The following is an 18,033-nucleotide window of genomic DNA, read 5'->3' as shown; positions in this document are numbered from 1 at the left end:
GCTTATGGCTACTTTACCCGATCCATCCGCTATTCAACCACTGCTGGAAGCGCTTACCTTCTCGCCAGATAATATACCCCTTCGCAAGCACGTAGCCGGCCTGCTAGTGCAGGCACAACGCCTGCCCGAAGCCGAAGAATTGTACCGCACCGGCTTGCGGCAGGCACCCGCCGATACGGATTTGCAGTTGGGTCTGGCTGAGGTTTACACGGGTTTGCACAAGACCTCGGCAGCGTTTGTAGTAGTAGAAGAACTACTGACCAGCGCCCCTGAACACGCCCGCGCCCACTTATTGCACGCGCGCCTGCTTGCCCAAACCGGCCAGCAGGTAGCCGCCCGCGAGGCGTACGAAACCGCTCTGCACCATAACCCTACCCTGGAAGACGCTGCATTGGCGGCCCAACTGCGCGAATCGGCCACGCCTGTGCCCGCACAAGGCCCGCGCCCTACCGACAGCGCGCCGGTGGTAGACGAGCAGGCCCTGTTTGCCGGCCTCGAAAAGCCCAAGATCAACTTTGCCGATGTGGGCGGCATGGAAGCGGTGAAAGAGGAAATTCGCCTCAAAATCATTCATCCGCTACAATTCCCGGACCTCTATAAAGCCTACGGCAAAGCCACCGGCGGCGGACTGCTGCTGTATGGCCCGCCTGGCTGCGGCAAAACCCACTTGGCCCGCGCCACCGCTGGCGAGGTGCAGGCATCGTTTATCAACGTGGGCATCAACGACATTCTGGATATGTGGTTGGGCAACAGCGAGAAAAACCTACACCAACTGTTTCAGATGGCCCGGTTGCAGGCGCCGTGCGTGCTATTTTTTGATGAGGTAGACGCTCTGGCTGCCAACCGCCACGACTTGCGCCAGAGCGCGGGCCGCACGGTTATCAACCAGTTTCTGGCCGAGTTGGATGGCGCCGTTAGCGCCAACGACGGCGTGCTCATCATGGCTGCTACCAATGCGCCCTGGCACTTGGATGCGGCCTTCCGCCGTCCCGGCCGCTTCGACCGCATTGTGCTCGTAACGCCCCCCGACGAGGCCGCCCGCCAGGCTGTGTTGGAGGTGATGCTGCGCGAAAAGCCCCTGGCTGCCAACGTGCAAGTGGCAGCTTTGGCCGCCAAAACCGCTGACTTTTCCGGCGCTGACCTCAAGGCGTTGGTAGATGTGGCCATTGAAAACCGACTGCGGGAGTCGATGAAGCAAGGGCGCCCCCTACCCCTGGAGCAGGCCGATTTTCTGCAAGCCGTTGGTCAGGTGCGCCCCAGCACCAAGGAGTGGTTTGCTACGGCTAAAAACTACGCGCTTTACTCCAACGAGGGTGGCGTGTACGACGATATCCTGACCTATTTAGGTATCAAAAAACCGCGGGAGTAGGCAAACGGCTTGTGTGATGAGGCAGGAAGAAGAATGGTTTGCCCGGGCAGCGCTCCTGCTTCAGCACCACCGCCCCGTCGATGCGGCCCAGTTGGCCATGCGCCGGCTTCAGCAGGAACCGTACGACGTGCAGGCACACCTTACGCTAACGGAGGCGTTGCTGCGGCAGCGCCGGCTATCCGAAGCGCTGGAAATGAGCCGCACAACCATTGCACTGGCCCCCGAGGAGCCCAGCGCTTTCTTCCTGCTGGCCCAAGTGCAGCACCTGCTCAGCCGCTATATGGCCGCCGATGAGGCCATTATCCAGGCCCTACGCCTGCGCCCCGATATGGTGCGGTATTATGCTTTGCGGAGCCAGATTTTGTGGTTTGCAGGCTTGTATGTGGCCGCTACCGAGGTAGCCTATGCGGGGCTCAACCTGGAGCCCCAGCATGCGGGCAACTTATTGTGGTTGGGCATGGGCCTCAACAAACTGCACGACTACACCACCGCCGACGCCGTGTTTACGCAGCTGTTGGTGCTGGCACCGAGCACGGCCATCGTACGGCTCAACGTGGGCTCGGCGCTGCTGGAACGGCAGCAGGCCGCTGCCGCCCTACCCCACTTGCGCGAAGCCCTTCGCCTCGACCCTACTCTACAGGTAGCGCACCGCCTCTTACAGCAAGCTATCCACGATACGCACTGGTGGCGACAGCCTATTATGTGGGCCGTCGCGCAGAAAAATAAAATTCAGCACCATTGGCAAGCGCCGCATCTTCGGAGCAAGCTGTGGGCGGTTTTCCTGACGTTGTGCTGCTGCTTACTACTCCTACCCCTGGCTGGTGCATGGTTGCTGAGTGCCGTGTTGGACTGGCGATACCAGCAGCAGCAACGCGCCCCCACGCCTACCGATGCCTGGTTTTATGGTGGGCTGATCTGGGGAGGCGTTACCATCGCCAGTGCCGCCCTGTTGCCAGCCAGTCTACCCTTGGTATGGGCGCTGGTAGGAGGCGGGCTGGTTTTTCCGCTGCGCAACGCGTGGCGGCGCTTCCGAGAGGGCGACAAGCGGCTTCCCCTGGGCTTACTGTTGCTGCTCTCGCCGGGAGGCAATGCCCTGCTTATGCTATACGGCTTTTGGCAAAATCCTGATTCTGCTACCGAAAGCCGGGGCTTCCTGGCTATTTTTGGTCTTTTCCTGCTGATTTATCAGTTATTCCGGCCCGCTAAGCCACATGCTCAGCAACAAGAGTAGCAGGCCCCACTTACGCTGTTCTTCATGCCCGTAACTCACTGGACCGAACGCATCCTGCTGCTCCTACGTCAAGAGCGTGCCCCGCAAGCTGAGCAGGAGCTGCGCCAGATGCTGCACGACGACCCTACCGATGCCCTGGCGCACGGCTGGCTGGGCATGGCCTTGCTGGAGCAAAACAAGTTGGAAGAAGGACAGCAGGAAGCGGAACTGGCCATCCACCTAGCGCCGGAATACGATTTTGCCTACTACCTGCTTAGCCTGGCCCACCTGCGTCAGCATCGGCCCCAGGAGGCGCAGCAGGCCATTGAGCAGGCGCTGGCGCTGGACCCCGCCGACCCCAACTACCATCACACGCTGGGCATCATCCGGTTTCGGCGGGGGCAATGGGAAGCTGCCCTGCGCGCTGCCGAAACCGGCCTGCGCTACGACCCCGCCCATATCGACTGCCTGGGGCTGCGCGGACGGGCACTGGCTCGCCTGGGTCGCCGCGCCGATGCCGCCGATACGCTCCAGGAGGCCCTGCGCCACGACCCCGACGCGGCCGGCACCCACGCCGATGCCGGCTGGGTAGCCCTGGAAGCTGGCCGGCCTAAGCAGGCGCTGGGGTTCTTCCGCGAGGCCCTGCGCCTTCACCCTACCTCCGATTACGCCCGCGAAGGCTTGGTAGAAGCCCTCAAAGCGCGCTACTGGCTGTACCGCGGCTTCCTGAAATTCGCGTACTGGTCTACTACGCTGAGTGATGGCACCCGCCGAGCCTTGTTTATTGGATTATGGGTGCTGGCGCGGTTCGTGCCGCTGCTACTGCCTTTGTACTTGCTACTAGTGTTCATGAGCTGGTTTGCTGATCCGCTGTTCAACTCCTTGCTGCGCTTAAACAGCCACGGCCGCCACGCCCTCAGCCCCGACCAAGTGCGCCAGTCAAACCAGTTTTTGGTGCTGCTGCTGGGCGGCACGGTGGCGGTGGCAGGCGGGCTACTGGGTCAGTTGCCGGCCGTGGAGTTGCTGGGCTATGCCACGCTGGGGCTACTGTTTCCGGTAGTGGGCACATGGCGGCTGCTGGCACCCAAACGTCAGCGCCAGTCGATGTGGTTTGCGGGCGGCCTGGCGGTGGTAGGGCTCATAGCCGTCGGCTTAGTGGCGCTTGGCTTGCCACAAACCTACGTTACGCCCGCGCTGGCTTTGTATTTCGGTGGCCTGGTGGTGTACGTCTGGACGTATGCGTTGCGATAGAAAACTTTGCTCTGAAGCTGTTTAGACTTAAAACACGCTGTAAACACGAACGTCCCGCATTCATAAGGCGGGACGTTCGTGTTTACAGCGTACTTCTTCGCGTTTACCGAGAAATCAGCTCTGGCTCCGACTCATGTTGTGCCGGACTCTTGCGGAAGGTGCGCTCATACTCCTCATCAACGTGGTAGGTCGATTCTTCGTGCTGGCTCAGGTCGAGGCCTAGTTCCTCGTCGGCTGGTTTCACACGTAATCCGAAGATGCTGGCCGTTATTTTCAGCAAAATCCAGGAGCCTACAAAGGTGTAGGCTACTACGATAACCAGCGCCAGCACGTGGTAGCCAAACGTGGTAGCCGACCCGTGAATCAGCCCTACCTTATCAGCAAACACACCCGTGAGCAACATGCCTACGATACCGCCCAGGCCGTGGCAGGGGAAAACGTCGAGGGTATCGTCGAGAGTGGTGCGGCTGTTTTTCCAGTGCACGGCGGCGTAGCTAATCAATGAGGAAATAACCCCAATGAAGATGCTGTGTCCGCTCTGCACATAGCCGGCCGCGGGCGTGATGGCCACCAGGCCTACCACTGCTCCAATGCAGGCGCCCAGCGCCGTGGGCTTGCCACCCCAAATGGTTTCAATTAGCATCCAGGCAATGAGGGCCGCCCCCGAAGCCAGGGTAGTATTCACGAAGGAAAGAGCTGCTATATCGTTGGCGCCCAGCGAGGAACCAGCGTTGAAGCCAAACCAGCCGAACCACAGCAAACCAGTGCCCAGCATAACGTAGGGCACATTAGGCGTCGAGAAAGAACTCTGACGAATGTGCGTAGAGCGGCGCCCCAGCACCATGGCCCCGGCCAGAGCCGCAATGCCGGCCGAGATGTGCACCACCGTACCACCCGCAAAATCGAGCACACCCCACTGTCGCAGGAAGCCCTCGGGGTGCCAGGTCCAGTGGGCCAGCGGGCAGTAAATGAACAGGCTGAACAGCACCATAAACGCTAGGTAGCCCTTGAAACGCACGCGTTCCGCAAACGAACCGGTAATCAGGGCCGGCGTGATAACGGCGAACTTCAACTGAAACGCGAAGAATAGCACAAACGGAATAGTAGCCGCAAACGCCGGATTGGGCGCCGTACCTACATTACGAAGGGCTATAAAGGTCAAAGGATTCCCAATCAATCCGTGCCAGGAGTCACCGTAGGCCAGCGAGAAGCCTACCAGGTAGAACAGCACCGTGATAACGCCCATGGCTACGAAGCTCTGGAGCATGGTGCTGATAACGTTCTTGGGGCGCACCATGCCGCCGTAGAAAAACGACAGGCCCGGCGTCATAATCAGCACGAGGGCGGTAGCGGTGAGCATCCAGGCAACGTCGGCGCCATTCAGCGAATCGGGCGCGGCGGCGGGGTGCTCCATGGGCACCAGCGCTACTACTAAGCTAATGGCTACCAGCGCGAATAGCGAAAACAGGGTGTAGCTTGGCCGTAGAGTAGAAGGGGAAGACATACGTAGAGGTGATTGAGAGGACCAGGGGGTATAGTTTCCAAGGGCAATATACACTCGAAACGCATTTTTCATCCAGATACCCTGCAATATTTACCCCCTTTTTCTCAAAAACATCCATTATTTACGATTTATACCTATAAAGTTTATATCAAACAACACGTAATACTGCTCTTTTCCTTTTTCATCTTCTCTTTCAGTATTTTCTCTACCCCCTGGCCCTGCCAAGAACATTATCCAGATATTTCTGACCTGATCCAGTGTTTAGTAGCAAAATTTGCTCGTCGGGGCTGATAGTGCCGGCAGCTAGCAGATGACGCGTGGCCATCCACACGGCGGCGCCTTCGGGCGCTACAAACAGGCCCTCTAGCTGGCCTAGCTCGCGCATTCCTTCCAGCATATCTTCGTCGGAAATGCTTACCACCGTGCCGCCGGATTCTCGCAATACGCGCAGCATCATTTGCTCGCCCAGGGGGCGCGGCACCGCGAGGCCATTGGCAATGGTAGGCTGCCCCACATAAGCGGCGCAATTGGCCTGACGACCGAAATAGGTGTCGGCCAGCGGCTGGCAATTTTCGGCCTGCACGGCTACCATGCGTGGTAGCTTCGCGTTTTCAGGTAGCCAGCCCAGCACCTGCATCTCCCGGAAAGCCTTCCAGATGCCAATGAGGCCAGTGCCGCCGCCAGCAGGGTAGAGCAGCACGTCGGGCAGTTGCCAATCGAGCTGCTCGGCCAGTTCATAGCCCATGGTTTTCTTGCCTTCGAGGCGGTAGGGCTCTTTTAGGGTAGACACGTCCAGCAGCTCGTTGCGGCTATTCAGCTCGCGCACGCGGGCGGCGCAGTCGTTGATGAGGCCATCCACGAGATGCACTTCGGCGCCATACCAGTAGCATTCTTCCCGAAAAGCCGTGGGCGTATGGCGCGGCATCACTACCACGGCGCGCAGGCCAGCGCGGGCGCAGTAGGCCGCCATGGCCACGCCCGCGTTGCCGGCCGTGGGGATAATGCACCCCGTACTTCCTAGCTCCTTTGCCTTCGACACGGCCATGCTCAGGCCACGGGCTTTAAAGGAGCCGGTCGGGTTCTGGCCTTCATCTTTGAGCAATAGCTCGCGCAGATTATAACGGCCCGCCAGCTGACGCAGAGGCAGAATAGGCGTGAAGCCTTCGCCCAGGGTCACCTTGTTTTCATCGTCGAGCAGGGGTAGCATGGCCCGGTAGCGCCACATAGAGGCGTCGTGCACGTTGATGGCCGCGGCGCGGGTGAGGCGCGGGCGCTGGTCGTACACTGCCTCCAGCGGCGCCGCGTGGCACTCCGACACGGTTTGCAACAGGTAGGCAGTGTGAGGCTGGCCGCACACCGAGCAGTGTAGTTCGTGCAGACGAGAAATGAGTTCAACGGAAGTCAGCATAGTAGTAAAGTCTACGCAAAACTCCGTCCTGTTCATTCCTGAACCTAACAGCTATTTGGAATAGGCTATGCCAGTTTGGAATACTGGTTGTGTATGTGCGTCTGTCATCCTGAGCTTGCGAAGGACCTTCTCACGTGTGAACGACTATCGTACTAACGACTCGTTCAACGGGCAGAAGGTCCTTCGCAAGCTCAGGATGACAGACAACTTCAACCGCTCATCTTCTCTACCCCCCTCACCTATAATACCGCTGCGCGAACTGCACGAAGCTCTTGTAAGGCAGGTTGTTTTCGGTGCCTTTGCGCTGCACGAAATCGAAGTGACGCACCAGGTTTAGGTCGTGCACGGGCACTTCTACCAGCTCGCCGGCGGCCAGCTCTTTCATCACCGCTTGGCGGGGTAGGAAGGCCAGACAGGTATCTACGCGCACAAAATTTTTGAGCGCTTCGGTGCCGCCCAGGCGCACCTTCACGGGCAGGTCGGTTAGCTTGATACCTTTCTCCAACAGCGCTTCTTCCAGCACTGCCAGCGTGCCTGAACCTACCTCCCGCAGAGCCACGGGCACCCGAAGCAAGTCCTTCGCCAGCAACTCTTTCTGCCGAAACGGGTTGCGGGCCGAGCATACTGCTACTACCTCGTCGGTGAGCAAGGGCGTGTAAGTGACGTTGCTGACTTTGTGAATGCCTTCAATAATGCCCAGGTCGATTTCGTGGTCGAGCAGGGCTTTGAGTATGTTCTCGCTGTTGCGGTTTTTAAGCGTGAGCTGGGTGTTCGGGAACTTGCTGAGGTAAGCCGAGAGCACCGGCGGAATCACGTAGAGCGAAATGGTGGTGCTGGCCCCAATGACCATGTGCACCTGCGGCGAAAACGCCTCGCTGAGCGCCGCCATGTCGCGGTGCAGCTCGTGCTGGAGTTGCCGGGCCAGCAGCAGCTTCTGGTAGAGCAGTTCGCCCACGGGCGTCAGCTTTACCGTGTTGCCAAGGCGCTCAAACAGCCCCGTTTTGTAGTGCTCTTCCAAGGCCTTCACTTGCTTGCTCACCGCCGACTGCGTCACGAAAAGCGTTTGGCTGGCCTTGGTGAAGCTCAGCTGCCGGGCCACTTCCAGAAAAACTTCGTGCGGGTAGGAAAGCATCCAGCAAGTTTACTGTTTACAGCGAATTTCAGACTTGTACACGAAGCAAAAAAGCTTGCTTGTGCACGCCAGCAGCTGGCAGAAGGAGCGGCTCGATCTACATTATATGCTTTCGGGCTTCTGGCGTACCTTTGTCCTATCGTTATGACGATCTACCTTCTCGCGCCCATTCCTACTCCACCCTGAGTGACTTTCGCTCAGCTTAGTTCAGCCCCTACCTTCTGTAGCGGCTTTTTCGCGCGTTTTTAGTTTTCTGATTTTTTAACAGATAGTCTCTACAAGGCTTTTCTGGCCGACTGCGCACGCTGATCGGCATACCCCTCCTTTGCATGATTCTTCTCGATAAGTTAACCAAGGGCTACAGCCCGAAGGACGAAGTATTGGCCGGCCTCACTACCGCCCTGGCCCTGGTGCCCGAAGTAGTTGCCTTTGCCTTGCTGGCCCACGTGAGCCCCCTGGTAGGCATTGGCTCAGCCTTCATCATCTGTTTGATTACCAGTATTCTGGGCGGCCGGCCGGGTATGATTTCGGGCGCGGCTGGCTCAGTGGCTGTGGTAATTGTGAGCCTGGTGCAGCAGCACGGTGTGGAGTACCTGTTTGCCGCCGTGGCGCTCATGGGCCTGATTCAGATTGGGGTAGGGCTGCTGCGCCTGGGCAAGTTTATCCGGCTGGTGCCGCAGTCGGTGGTGTTTGGCTTTGTCAATGGTCTGGCTATCATCATCTTTATGGCGCAGCTAGAGCAGTTTAAGACCGAAGATGCCAGCGGCGCTACCCATTGGCTCACGGGCGGGGCCTTGTGGCTGATGCTGGGACTAGTGTTGCTCACCATGGCCATTGTGTACTTCCTACCCAAGCTCACGAAAGCTGTGCCGTCGTCATTGGTGGCCATTTTAGTGGTGTCGGCGATGGTGATTTTTGGCAATCTGCCTACCAAGTCAGTGGGCGATATTGCTTCTATCAGCGGTGGCTTGCCCCTACCCCACCTGCCTTCCATCCCCTTCACCTGGGACACGCTGGCGCTAGTGTTTCCTTACTCCGTCATCATGGCGCTGGTGGGCCTCACCGAAAGCCTGCTGACCCTGACGGTAGTAGACGAGCTAACCGATACCCGCGGCCGGGGCAACAAAGACTGCGTGGCCCAGGGCCTTGCTAACGTAGCCTCGGGCCTGACGGGCGGCATGGGCGGCTGCGCCATGATTGGCCAAACCATGGTGAACATCGAGTCGCGGGGGCGGCACCGGCTGTCGGGCATTGTGGCGGCGGTGGCGCTGGCGCTGTTTGTGCTGGTAGGCTCGTCGCTAATTGAGCGGCTGCCGCTGGCGGCGCTGGTTGGCGTGATGTTCATGGTGGTCATCGGCACCTTTGAATGGGCCAGCCTGCGCATCATTGGCCGCATGCCGCTCACCGATGTGGTGGTGATGGCGCTGGTGACGCTGGTAACGGCCGTGTCGCAAAACCTGGCGCTGGCCGTGCTCATTGGCGTGGTGATTTCGGCGCTGGCTTTTGCCTGGGAAAACGCCCTACGCATCCGTGCCCGCAAGCACCTCGACGAGCAGGGCCGCAAGCATTACGAGATTTTCGGGCCGCTGTTCTTCGGCTCCGTGGTAGCCTTCAACGAGAAGTTCGACCCGGCCGGCGACCCGCAGGAAGTTATTATTGACTTCCGCGAAAGCCGTGTAACGGATCTATCGGCCATCGAAGCCCTCAATAAGCTCACGGAACGCTATGCCAAGCTGGGCAAAACCCTACACCTGCGCCACCTCAGCCCCGACTGCCGCCGCCTACTCACCAACGCCCAGGCCCTGATTGATGTGAATTACTGGGAAGACCCTACGTATAAGGTGGTGGCCGACACGGCGGAATAAAGCGTAATCAGAACGTCATGCTGAGCGAAGCGGAGCGTAGTCGAAGCATCTCTACCGTGAGTAACTCCTGATGATAGAAACGAAGTGGTAGAGATGCTTCGACTGCGCTCCGCTTCGCTCAGCATGACGTTCCTTTTAACTCTTTTCACTTCTTTCTCGCATCTACCCTATGCCCTGGCTTCTCTTGTTTATTGCGGGTTTGTGTGAGGTAGGCTTTGCGGCCTGCCTAGGCAAGATGAAAGAAACCACCGGCAACGCGGCAACGCTGTGGCTGCTGGGCTTCTTCGCCTTCCTCACGCTTAGCATGACGCTGCTCTACCGCGCCACCCAAACCCTACCCATCGGTACGGCTTATGCCGTCTGGACGGGCATTGGGGCTGTGGGCACGGTGCTGGTGGGAATTGTGGTATTCCGGGAACCGGCCGACTTCTGGCGGGTCTTTTTTCTGACTACGCTCATTGCCTCTATTATTGGTCTGAAGTTCGTGTCGAATGAATAGGGCTATGGTTGAACTGTTGGCGTATCTACGCCTTAAACTATTAGATTGCGCACTGGCCTTCCTGCCCGCCGGAACGGTGTAGAGACGCATACTTACGTCTCGTCGTTGAACGATTCGGGCGGCAGACGTTCAACGACGAGACGCAAATATGCGTCTCTACACCGCGCCAGACTAACTCAACACAACTCATGGCCCTACCCTACCATCGTCTCGTCGTCAAGATTGGCTCCAACGTACTCACTCAGGCCGACGGCACGCCCGATCTGGCTCGTATTGCCCACTTGGTAGAGCAGATTGCTACGCTGAAACAGCCGGGTCGGGAGGTAATTGTGGTGTCGTCGGGGGCGGTGGCGGCGGGGCGCAGCCTGGTGCAGGTGCCCGACAAGGCCGATGCCGTGAGCAGCCGCCAGCTGTTGGCCGCCGTGGGCCAAGTGAAGCTGCTGACCACCTACGCCGAACTGCTGGCCCACCACCAGCTCACGTGCGCGCAGGTGCTGGTCACGAAAGAAGATTTCCGCGACCGGCAGCACTACCGCAACATGCAGAACTGCTTCCGGGCACTGCTCCAAAACAACATCATTCCGATTGTGAATGAGAATGATGTGATATCGGTGACGGAGCTAATGTTTACTGACAACGACGAGCTGGCCGGCCTGCTCGCCGCTATGCTCGACGCCGACGCCCTGCTGATTCTCAGCAATGTAGACGGCATCTACGACGGCGACCCGAAAGACCCCAGCTCCCACGTTATCCGCGAGATTGGCCCCGATACGCCCGATTTTTCGGCCTTCGTGACCACGCAACGCTCCCAGTTCGGGCGCGGCGGCATGATTACCAAGTGCCACATGGCCCACAAAGTGGCGCAACTGGGCATTGCGGTGCATATTGCCAACGGCAAAACCGAAAACGTGCTGCCCCGCGTGCTGAGCGGCGAAGTAGTGAACACGCGCTTCCTACCCAGTCGCACAGCCTCGGGCCGCAAGAAGTGGCTGGCCCATGCCGAGCCAGCCGCCAAAGGCACCGTGCGCCTCAACGCAGGCGCCTGCGCGGCCCTCAACACGCCGGGCAAGGCTACCAGCTTGCTACCGGTAGGCGTGGTGGCGGTGGAAGGCGAGTTTGAAAAGGGCGACATCATTCGGCTACTGGCTGAGGATGGCCGCGCCGTGGGCCTGGGCATGGCGGAGTACGATGCCACGCAAGCCCGCGAGCGGCTAGGCCAACAGCAGCAGAAGCCCCTGGTGCACTACGATTATCTGTTTTTGAACGCTGATATTTAGCTGTTAGCTGATAGCTTCCAATCACGAACAACAGCTATCAGCTAATAGCCAGCAGCTAACAGCTAATAGAAACCACGCCTATGAACCTTACGCCTACCTTCGAAGCCACGCAGCAAGCCAGCCGCACGCTCGCGCAAGTCTCCCCCGACACCATCAACGCGGTGTTGCTGGCGGTGGCTGATTCCGCTGTGCAGCACACCGAGTTCATCCTGACCGAAAACGCGAAGGACATGGCCCGTATGGCTTCCGACGACCCCAAGTACGACCGGCTTCAGCTTTCGGCGGCGCGCATCCAAGCCATTGCCGACGACCTGCGCAACGTAGCTTCTCTACCCTCGCCGCTAGGCACCGTGCTCACCGAAACCGACCTCGCCAACGGCCTACACCTGCGCAAAGTGCGCGTGCCGCTGGGCGTGGTGGGCATCATCTACGAAGCGCGGCCCAACGTGACCTTCGACGTGGTAGCGCTGTGCCTGAAAACCGGCAACGCCTGCGTGCTGAAAGGCGGCTCCGATGCCGATTTTTCCAACCGCGCTATCATCTCCGTTATCCATGAAGTGCTGCGCCAGCACGGCCTTGACTCAGCCGTGGCTACCCTGCTCCCCGCCGACCGCGAAGCCACCGCTGCCCTGCTGCAAGCCGTGGGTTATGTGGATGTATTGATTCCGCGCGGCAGCCAGCAGCTCATTGATTTCGTGCGCAACAACGCCCGCGTGCCCGTCATCGAAACCGGCGCGGGCATTGTACACACCTACTTCGACGAAACCGCCGACTTGGCGAAAGGCCGCGCCATTGTGGCCAACGCCAAAACGCGCCGCGTGAGCGTGTGCAACTCGCTGGACTGTCTGCTCCTGCACGAAAGCCGCCTAATCGATTTGCCTACCCTGCTAGCACCGCTGGCCACTGCGGGTGTGCTGTTGCACGCTGATGAGCGTGCCTACCCCGCCCTGCGCGGCGTGTACCCCGCTGAACTGCTGCAACCTGCCCGGCCCGAGGATTTCGGCACTGAGTTTCTGTCGTTGCAGTTGGCTGTGAAAACGGTGGGCAGTCTCGACGAGGCCCTGGACCATATTGCCCGCCACGGCTCCAAACACAGCGAGGCCATTGTGTCGGAAGACGCGGCGCACATCGAGCGTTTTTTGAACGCCGTGGACGCCGCCGCCGTGTACGCCAACGCCTCTACCGCCTTCACCGACGGCGCACAGTTTGGCCTAGGGGCCGAAATCGGCATCAGCACGCAGAAGCTGCACGCCCGCGGCCCGATGGGCCTAGAGGAGCTGACTAGCTACAAGTGGCAAGTGCGCGGCGACGGGCAGGTGAGGGCATAGCGGCACGCGCTATATGCTGGCGCGTGCCGGTCCGACGCCGTAGGCGTCCGACCAGTTGTCGTTGCCCGAGCTTCGTGCTGACGCTTGCCTCTCCTACCTCTATTGGCGCGAACATCAGCAACGAAAACCGGTCGGACGCCTACGGCGTCGGACCGGCAGACGACGGCAAGCAGCTACAAATCCTGCACACACCGAAAGCCCACGTGCATGAGGGCGGTTTCGGGGGTGCTACCCGCCCTACCCGACACGCGGTAGCCGTGGCACCAGCCTGGCTCGCATAGGAAAGAACCGCCCCGCTGGGCGCGCTCGGTGGTAGGCGAGTTGGCCACGGCCACCGAGTCCATGATGTCGGCGTAGGTGAGCTTGTAGTTGGCGCACCACTCCCACACGTTGCCCGACATATCGGCCAGGCCCAGCGGCGACGTGCCGAACGAGCCTACCGGCGCGGCGTAATGGAAGCCGTCGGTCTGGCGGTCAAAATCGGGGAAGGTGCCGTTCCAGGTGTTGGCCGTGAACCTGCCCTGCACTTGTAGGCTGTCGCCGGCGGGGTAGAGCGTGCGGGTGTTGCGGCCATTGCGGGCGGCGTGTTCCCACTCTATTTCATCAGGTAGGCGCTTGCCGGCCCACTTGGCGTACGCCTGCGCATCGTTCCACGATACTTGCGTGACGGGCTGGTCGGGCGCGGCGGGGCCGGCTTCGGGGCCGTAGGGGTACTGCCAATTGGCCCCATCTTTCAGGCCCCATTGCTTGGTGGTTTCGTCCAGCACGCCACCGTTGCCGAAGTGCTCGGCCTCCGTTTTGTAGCCGGTAGCCTGCACAAAAGCCCGAAACTGCCCTACCGTCACTTCGTGCTGATCTAGTAGAAATGGCTTCACCAGCACCCAAAACGCGGGCTTTTCCTGCGCCACGCCATCGGCGGAACCAACTTGAGTGTAGCCGCCGGGCACGTACACCATCCCGGCCGGCACGGCAGCGGGCAGAGCGTTGGTTGGAGCTATTTTCTGTGCCGGCTCGTGAGCAAACACCGTGATGGTAGGCGAATACTTCCGTTGCTCAAGTGGGCCAGATTCGCAGGCGCTTAGTGCCAGCAGTAGGCTACTGGCACACAGACTATTCAGAAAATGACGCATCAGCATACATGACGAAAGATTGGTCGGGGTAGTACAGCACGAGTAAATGTCAGCACATACTGCTTGCGAAAGCAACCGGATTGCGGTTTGTTCACGCCAATAGAACACAAATCTTTATAGGCATCATACTCAATATGCTAAAATGATTTAGCTTGTCGGCTGGTTCTTCTGGGTTAATGAGGTTCGCGGCATCCTTGCGCGGTGGGCTTCCGTGTCTCTTATCAGCAATAGCATGTTTCGTCTACCAGTCAAAAACACTGGGCGCTACGCCTACCACGCCGTTAGCAGTGCACTGGCCTTGGTGGTGCTGATGGGCTCAATGGCCTTCACCCTGGCGCCATCCAAATCGGCCAAACGCCCCAACATCATCCTCATCATGGCCGACGACCTGGGCTACTCCGATCTAGGTTGCTACGGCGGCGAAATCAACACGCCCAATCTGGACAAGCTCGCCAAGGATGGGCTTCGTTTCAATGCTTGCTACAATACGGGGCGGTGCTGCCCTACCCGCGCTTCCATGCTCACGGGCCTGTATCCGCACCAAGCGGGTATTGGCAAAATGACGTTTGCTGAGGGCAAACCTGGTTATCAGGGCACGTTGGATAAGCACACCGTAACCATTGCCGAGGCCTTGCGCGCGGCCGGCTACCAGACCGGTATGGTAGGCAAGTGGCACATTTCGGAAACGGTGGGGCGCAAAGACAACGCTGAGCAACTGAAGTGGCTGGCCCACCAAGCCGACTACGGCGCATTTTCTGACCCCAATACCTACCCCACGGGCCGCGGCTTCGAGAAGTTCTACGGCACCATTTGGGGCGTGGTCGATTACTTTGACCCGTTCAGCCTGGTGTACGGCAACCAGCCGGTGAAAACGGTGCCCAAAGATTTCTACTACACCAATGCCATCGGCGATACGGCGGTGTCGTTTGTGCGGCAGTTTGGCAAGCAGGCTGATAAGCCGTTTTTCATGTACGTGGCCTATACGGCCCCGCATTGGCCCATTCAGGCCCTACCCGAGGATATCAAAAAGTACGAAAACACTTACAAAAATGGCTGGCAGGCGCTGCGGCAGAGCCGCTACAAGCGCATCATCGACCTGAAGCTGTTTGACCCAGCCACCACGCCGCTGCCGGACTTTATGTTTCCGAAAAAGGACTGGGCCACCAACCCTACTAAGGACTGGGACGCGCACGCTATGGCCGTGCACGCGGCCATGGTCGACCGCATGGACCAGAACATTGGCCACCTGATTGCGGAGCTGAAGCGCACCAAACAGCTCGATAACACTATCATCATGTTTTTGTCCGACAACGGCGCCAGCTCAGAAGACCCCACCGAATACGGCCCCGGCTTCGACCGGGCCGGCAGCACCCGCGAGGGCCAAACGGTGGCGTTTCCGACCAAGAAAGAAGTCCTGCCCAATGGGCAACTAGTGCACGCTGGTATTGGCGCAGTGTGGGCGCACAGCATCAACACACCGTTTCGCTACTACAAGGCCAAGCAGCACGAAGGCGGCATTGCCACTCCTTTGATTGTGCATTGGCCCCACGGCGTGCAGCAGCCCGGCCGCCTGGTGCGCGAGCCGCTGCACGTGATTGATATGATGAGCACGTTCCTGGACCTGGCGCAGGCTTCTTACCCTAGTACCTTCGAGGGGCGCACCATCACACCTACCCCCGGCAAGAGCTTCGTGCCATTGTTGACCTCGGCCAAGGCGCCAGCCCAGCGTATTCACCCGGAGTTGTTCTGGGAGCATTTCGGCGCGGCGGCGTTCCGGCAGCAAGATTGGAAGATTGTGCGCCTAGACGCCAACGCGCCCTGGGAGCTGTACGACCTCAAAAACAACCGCTCCGAAACCAAGAACCTGGCCACCCAATACCCCGACCGCGTGACGGCTATGAGTCAGCGCTGGCAGCAGTTGGCCGAGGAATACAAAGTCTTTCCGAAGCCCACGGCCCAGCAGTAGCCTCTCCACCAAGTACTGAAACTACTTCGGAAGCGACAAAGGCAGTAGCAAGCGGCTTCGGTCGGCTTCTCCCATCCACCCTACCTTCCTACCCTATGACCTTTCTCTCCCGGCTTGTTTTTTCGTTGACCGTGGCGCTGCTCCCCCTACGCGTGTACGCCCAAACGCCGCCAACACCTACCCCTACCGCTCCCAAATCAGCGGCTTTTCAGGCTAGTGCGTTTCAGATGATGCCTCTGGGTGCGGTAAAACCGGCGGGTTGGCTTCAACGTCAGTTGCGCATTCAGGCCGATGGGTTGACAGGCCATTTGGACGAGTTTTGGTCCGATGTGGGGCCGAACAGTGCTTGGTTGGGTGGCTCGGGCGAGGGCTGGGAACGAGGCCCCTACTACCTCGACGGCCTCTTACCCCTGTCCTACCTCCTCGATGATGCTACCCTGAAAGCTAAGGCACAGAAATGGATTGACTGGACGTTGCAAAGTCAACGGCCCGATGGTGCCATTGGCCCTGCCAAGAATAAGGATTGGTGGCCGAATATGCTGGTGCTTAAAAGCCTGATGCAATATCAGGAAGCGACAGGTGACAAGCGCGTGGTCCCCTTCATGGAGAAATACTTCGCCTACCAGAGTAGCCAGTTGGCCGCTAATCCGCTACACGAGTGGGCCAAATACCGCTGGGCCGAGGAGCTGCTGCCCATTCGATGGGTGTACGAAAAGACCAAGAATCCGCAGCTGCTGACGTTGGCCCAGCAGCTGGCCGGGCAGGGCTACAACTGGCAGCAGATGTACGCGCAGTTTCCCTTCACCGAGCCAACATCGGTGGAGAGCTTGGGCCTATCGAAAGGATTGACCAACAAATCCTTGCAAGCCCACGGCGTCAATAATGCCATGGCGCTGAAAATGCCCGCGCTTTGGGGCATGACTGGCGGCACCACTGCTGACCGTCAGAGCATCTACCAACAAATCAAGGTATTGGACCAGTACCACGGGCTACCCAACGGCATGTATAGCGGCGACGAGCACTTCTCGGGCCGCAACCCGTCGCAGGGCATTGAACTGTGCGCGGTGGTGGAGGCGCAGTACTCCTACGAGCAGCTGCTGGCCCTGCTCGGCGACCCTGCTTTTGGCGACCGGCTGGAGAAAATCACCTTCAACGCCTTACCCGCCACCTTCGACCCTACCATGTGGGCGCATCAGTACGACCAGCAGCCCAACCAGGTGCTGGTGAGTAAAGCCAAGCGCCAGTGGTCCACCAACGGCGACGACTCCAATGTGTATGGCCTGGAGCCGTGGTTTGGGTGCTGCACGGCCAATATGCACCAGGGCTGGCCCAAGTTTGCGGCCAATCTCTGGATGGCCTCGCCCGATGGTGGCCTGGTGGCCGCGGCCTACGCGCCCAGCGAGCTAACCACCCAGGTAGGCAAAACGGACATCACCATTCGCGAGGAAACCGACTACCCCTTCCGCGACAATATTCGGCTTGTGGTAGCGAAATCAGCTAAGAAAGTGACTTTCCCGTTGCGCCTGCGCATCCCGGCCTGGGCCGATAAAGCGACGGTGACGGTGAATGGCAAACCTGTGGCCGATGCTCCGAAGGCTGGTACTTTCTACCAGCTAAAGCGCCGCTGGCAGCAAGGCGATGTGGTGGAGCTGCGCCTACCCATGGACGTGCGCGTGCAGCCGGGCTACAACCAATCGGTATCGGTGGAGCGCGGGCCGCTGGTGTATGGGCTGAAGCTGGGCGAGCAGTGGGACAAACTGCGCGACCGGCCCAACCAAGCCGATGACTACACCGTGCGGGCCACTACCCCTTGGAACTACGGCCTGTTGCTACCCTCAGCCAACCCCACCAATGCATTTCAGGTGAAGGAGTTGCCGACTACTGGCGTAGTCTTTTCGCCGGATAGCGCACCCGTTGAGTTGCGCGTGCAGGGCATGCGCCTACCCGAGTGGCAAATGGCGCAGAACTCGGCTGGTCCGCCGCCGGCCAGTCCGGTAGCCCGGCCCGCCGGGTCCACTCCCGAAACGCTGACGCTTATTCCGTACGGTGCTACTAATCTACGCATTACGTCCTTTCCGGTGGTGCGGCCGTAGC

The 18,033-nt window shown here is 59.5% G+C and carries 13 protein-coding genes; 9 read left to right on the top strand and 4 right to left on the bottom strand.

The window, feature by feature from the left end; genetic code table 11:
- Positions 1–4 precede the first annotated feature (4 nt).
- From J4D97_RS13055 to J4D97_RS13045, 3 genes are read left to right on the top strand one after another with little or no spacing between them, the layout of a single operon-like run.
- The gene (locus J4D97_RS13055) at positions 5–1,369 is read left to right on the top strand and encodes an ATP-binding protein (protein ID WP_208307940.1); all 1,365 of its coding nucleotides are present in this window, start codon (positions 5–7) and stop codon (positions 1,367–1,369) included.
- A 16-nt stretch (positions 1,370–1,385) separates the two neighbouring features.
- The gene (locus tag J4D97_RS13050; protein ID WP_208307939.1) at positions 1,386–2,600 is read left to right on the top strand and encodes a tetratricopeptide repeat protein; all 1,215 of its coding nucleotides are present in this window, start codon (positions 1,386–1,388) and stop codon (positions 2,598–2,600) included.
- A gap of 24 nt (positions 2,601–2,624) precedes the next feature.
- The gene (locus J4D97_RS13045; RefSeq protein WP_185282629.1) at positions 2,625–3,830 is read left to right on the top strand and encodes a tetratricopeptide repeat protein; all 1,206 of its coding nucleotides are present in this window, start codon (positions 2,625–2,627) and stop codon (positions 3,828–3,830) included.
- Positions 3,831–3,933: 103 nt separating this feature from the next.
- On the opposite strand, the gene J4D97_RS13040 is transcribed toward J4D97_RS13045, so the two are convergent.
- From J4D97_RS13040 to J4D97_RS13030, 3 genes are all read right to left on the bottom strand, one after another.
- Positions 3,934–5,334 (bottom strand): ammonium transporter, encoded by a 1,401-nt coding sequence (locus J4D97_RS13040; protein ID WP_374940588.1) that lies wholly within the window; start codon positions 5,332–5,334, stop codon positions 3,934–3,936.
- Between the two features lie 205 nt (positions 5,335–5,539).
- A complete protein-coding gene (locus J4D97_RS13035; protein ID WP_208307938.1) occupies positions 5,540–6,742 on the bottom strand; it encodes a threonine synthase in 1,203 nt (400 codons plus the stop codon).
- Between the two features lie 235 nt (positions 6,743–6,977).
- Positions 6,978–7,874: a LysR family transcriptional regulator gene (locus J4D97_RS13030; RefSeq protein ID WP_208307937.1), complete on the bottom strand. Its 897-nt coding sequence runs from the start codon at positions 7,872–7,874 to the stop codon at positions 6,978–6,980.
- 329 nt (positions 7,875–8,203) lie between these two features.
- On the opposite strand from J4D97_RS13030, the gene J4D97_RS13025 reads away from it, so the two are divergent.
- From J4D97_RS13025 to J4D97_RS13010, 4 genes are all read left to right on the top strand, one after another.
- Positions 8,204–9,739, top strand: coding sequence for a SulP family inorganic anion transporter (locus tag J4D97_RS13025; RefSeq protein ID WP_208307936.1), 1,536 nt, complete (start codon positions 8,204–8,206; stop codon positions 9,737–9,739).
- Between the two features lie 169 nt (positions 9,740–9,908).
- Positions 9,909–10,238 (top strand): DMT family transporter, encoded by a 330-nt coding sequence (locus tag J4D97_RS13020; protein WP_208307935.1) that lies wholly within the window; start codon positions 9,909–9,911, stop codon positions 10,236–10,238.
- A 188-nt stretch (positions 10,239–10,426) separates the two neighbouring features.
- Positions 10,427–11,515 carry a glutamate 5-kinase gene (gene proB / locus J4D97_RS13015; RefSeq protein WP_208307934.1) on the top strand — a complete coding sequence of 363 codons (1,089 nt, stop codon included), beginning with the start codon at positions 10,427–10,429 and terminating at the stop codon, positions 11,513–11,515.
- A gap of 80 nt (positions 11,516–11,595) precedes the next feature.
- Entirely contained in the window at positions 11,596–12,843 is a 1,248-nt protein-coding gene (locus J4D97_RS13010; RefSeq protein ID WP_208307933.1) for a glutamate-5-semialdehyde dehydrogenase, read from the top strand.
- A 173-nt stretch (positions 12,844–13,016) separates the two neighbouring features.
- Here the strand turns inward: J4D97_RS13010 and J4D97_RS13005 are convergent, their stop codons facing one another.
- Positions 13,017–13,973, bottom strand: coding sequence for a formylglycine-generating enzyme family protein (locus J4D97_RS13005; protein WP_208307932.1), 957 nt, complete (start codon positions 13,971–13,973; stop codon positions 13,017–13,019).
- Positions 13,974–14,205: 232 nt separating this feature from the next.
- Between J4D97_RS13005 and J4D97_RS13000 the strand changes: the two genes are divergently transcribed.
- Together J4D97_RS13000 and J4D97_RS12995 are read left to right on the top strand one after the other, a co-directional pair.
- Complete coding sequence (locus J4D97_RS13000) at positions 14,206–15,939, top strand: arylsulfatase (RefSeq protein ID WP_208307931.1); 1,734 nt, start codon at positions 14,206–14,208, stop codon at positions 15,937–15,939.
- A gap of 95 nt (positions 15,940–16,034) precedes the next feature.
- The gene (locus J4D97_RS12995) at positions 16,035–18,032 is read left to right on the top strand and encodes a beta-L-arabinofuranosidase domain-containing protein (protein WP_208307930.1); all 1,998 of its coding nucleotides are present in this window, start codon (positions 16,035–16,037) and stop codon (positions 18,030–18,032) included.
- Position 18,033 lies beyond the last annotated feature (1 nt).

The sequence above is a fragment of the Hymenobacter defluvii genome (genome assembly GCF_017589435.1).
Taxonomy (GTDB): domain Bacteria; phylum Bacteroidota; class Bacteroidia; order Cytophagales; family Hymenobacteraceae; genus Hymenobacter; species Hymenobacter profundi.
Note: the sequence above shows the minus strand (reverse complement) of the source record. Positions and strands in the feature narration are given on the sequence as shown.

Bases quoted from the DNA above. Each gene is read 5' to 3' on its own strand.
- J4D97_RS13045 (WP_185282629.1), top strand. From the start codon at position 2,625: ATGCCCGTAACTCACTGGACCGAACGCATCCTGCTGCTCCTACGTCAA.
- J4D97_RS13050 (WP_208307939.1), top strand. From the start codon at position 1,386: ATGAGGCAGGAAGAAGAATGGTTTGCCCGGGCAGCGCTCCTGCTTCAG.
- J4D97_RS13030 (WP_208307937.1), bottom strand. From the start codon at position 7,874: ATGCTTTCCTACCCGCACGAAGTTTTTCTGGAAGTGGCCCGGCAGCTG.
- J4D97_RS13025 (WP_208307936.1), top strand. From the start codon at position 8,204: ATGATTCTTCTCGATAAGTTAACCAAGGGCTACAGCCCGAAGGACGAA.
- J4D97_RS13055 (WP_208307940.1), top strand. From the start codon at position 5: ATGGCTACTTTACCCGATCCATCCGCTATTCAACCACTGCTGGAAGCG.
- J4D97_RS13035 (WP_208307938.1), bottom strand. From the start codon at position 6,742: ATGCTGACTTCCGTTGAACTCATTTCTCGTCTGCACGAACTACACTGC.
- J4D97_RS13020 (WP_208307935.1), top strand. From the start codon at position 9,909: ATGCCCTGGCTTCTCTTGTTTATTGCGGGTTTGTGTGAGGTAGGCTTT.
- J4D97_RS13005 (WP_208307932.1), bottom strand. From the start codon at position 13,973: ATGCGTCATTTTCTGAATAGTCTGTGTGCCAGTAGCCTACTGCTGGCA.
- J4D97_RS13010 (WP_208307933.1), top strand. From the start codon at position 11,596: ATGAACCTTACGCCTACCTTCGAAGCCACGCAGCAAGCCAGCCGCACG.
- J4D97_RS13000 (WP_208307931.1), top strand. From the start codon at position 14,206: ATGTTTCGTCTACCAGTCAAAAACACTGGGCGCTACGCCTACCACGCC.
- J4D97_RS12995 (WP_208307930.1), top strand. From the start codon at position 16,035: ATGACCTTTCTCTCCCGGCTTGTTTTTTCGTTGACCGTGGCGCTGCTC.
- J4D97_RS13040 (WP_374940588.1), bottom strand. From the start codon at position 5,334: ATGTCTTCCCCTTCTACTCTACGGCCAAGCTACACCCTGTTTTCGCTA.
- proB (WP_208307934.1), top strand. From the start codon at position 10,427: ATGGCCCTACCCTACCATCGTCTCGTCGTCAAGATTGGCTCCAACGTA.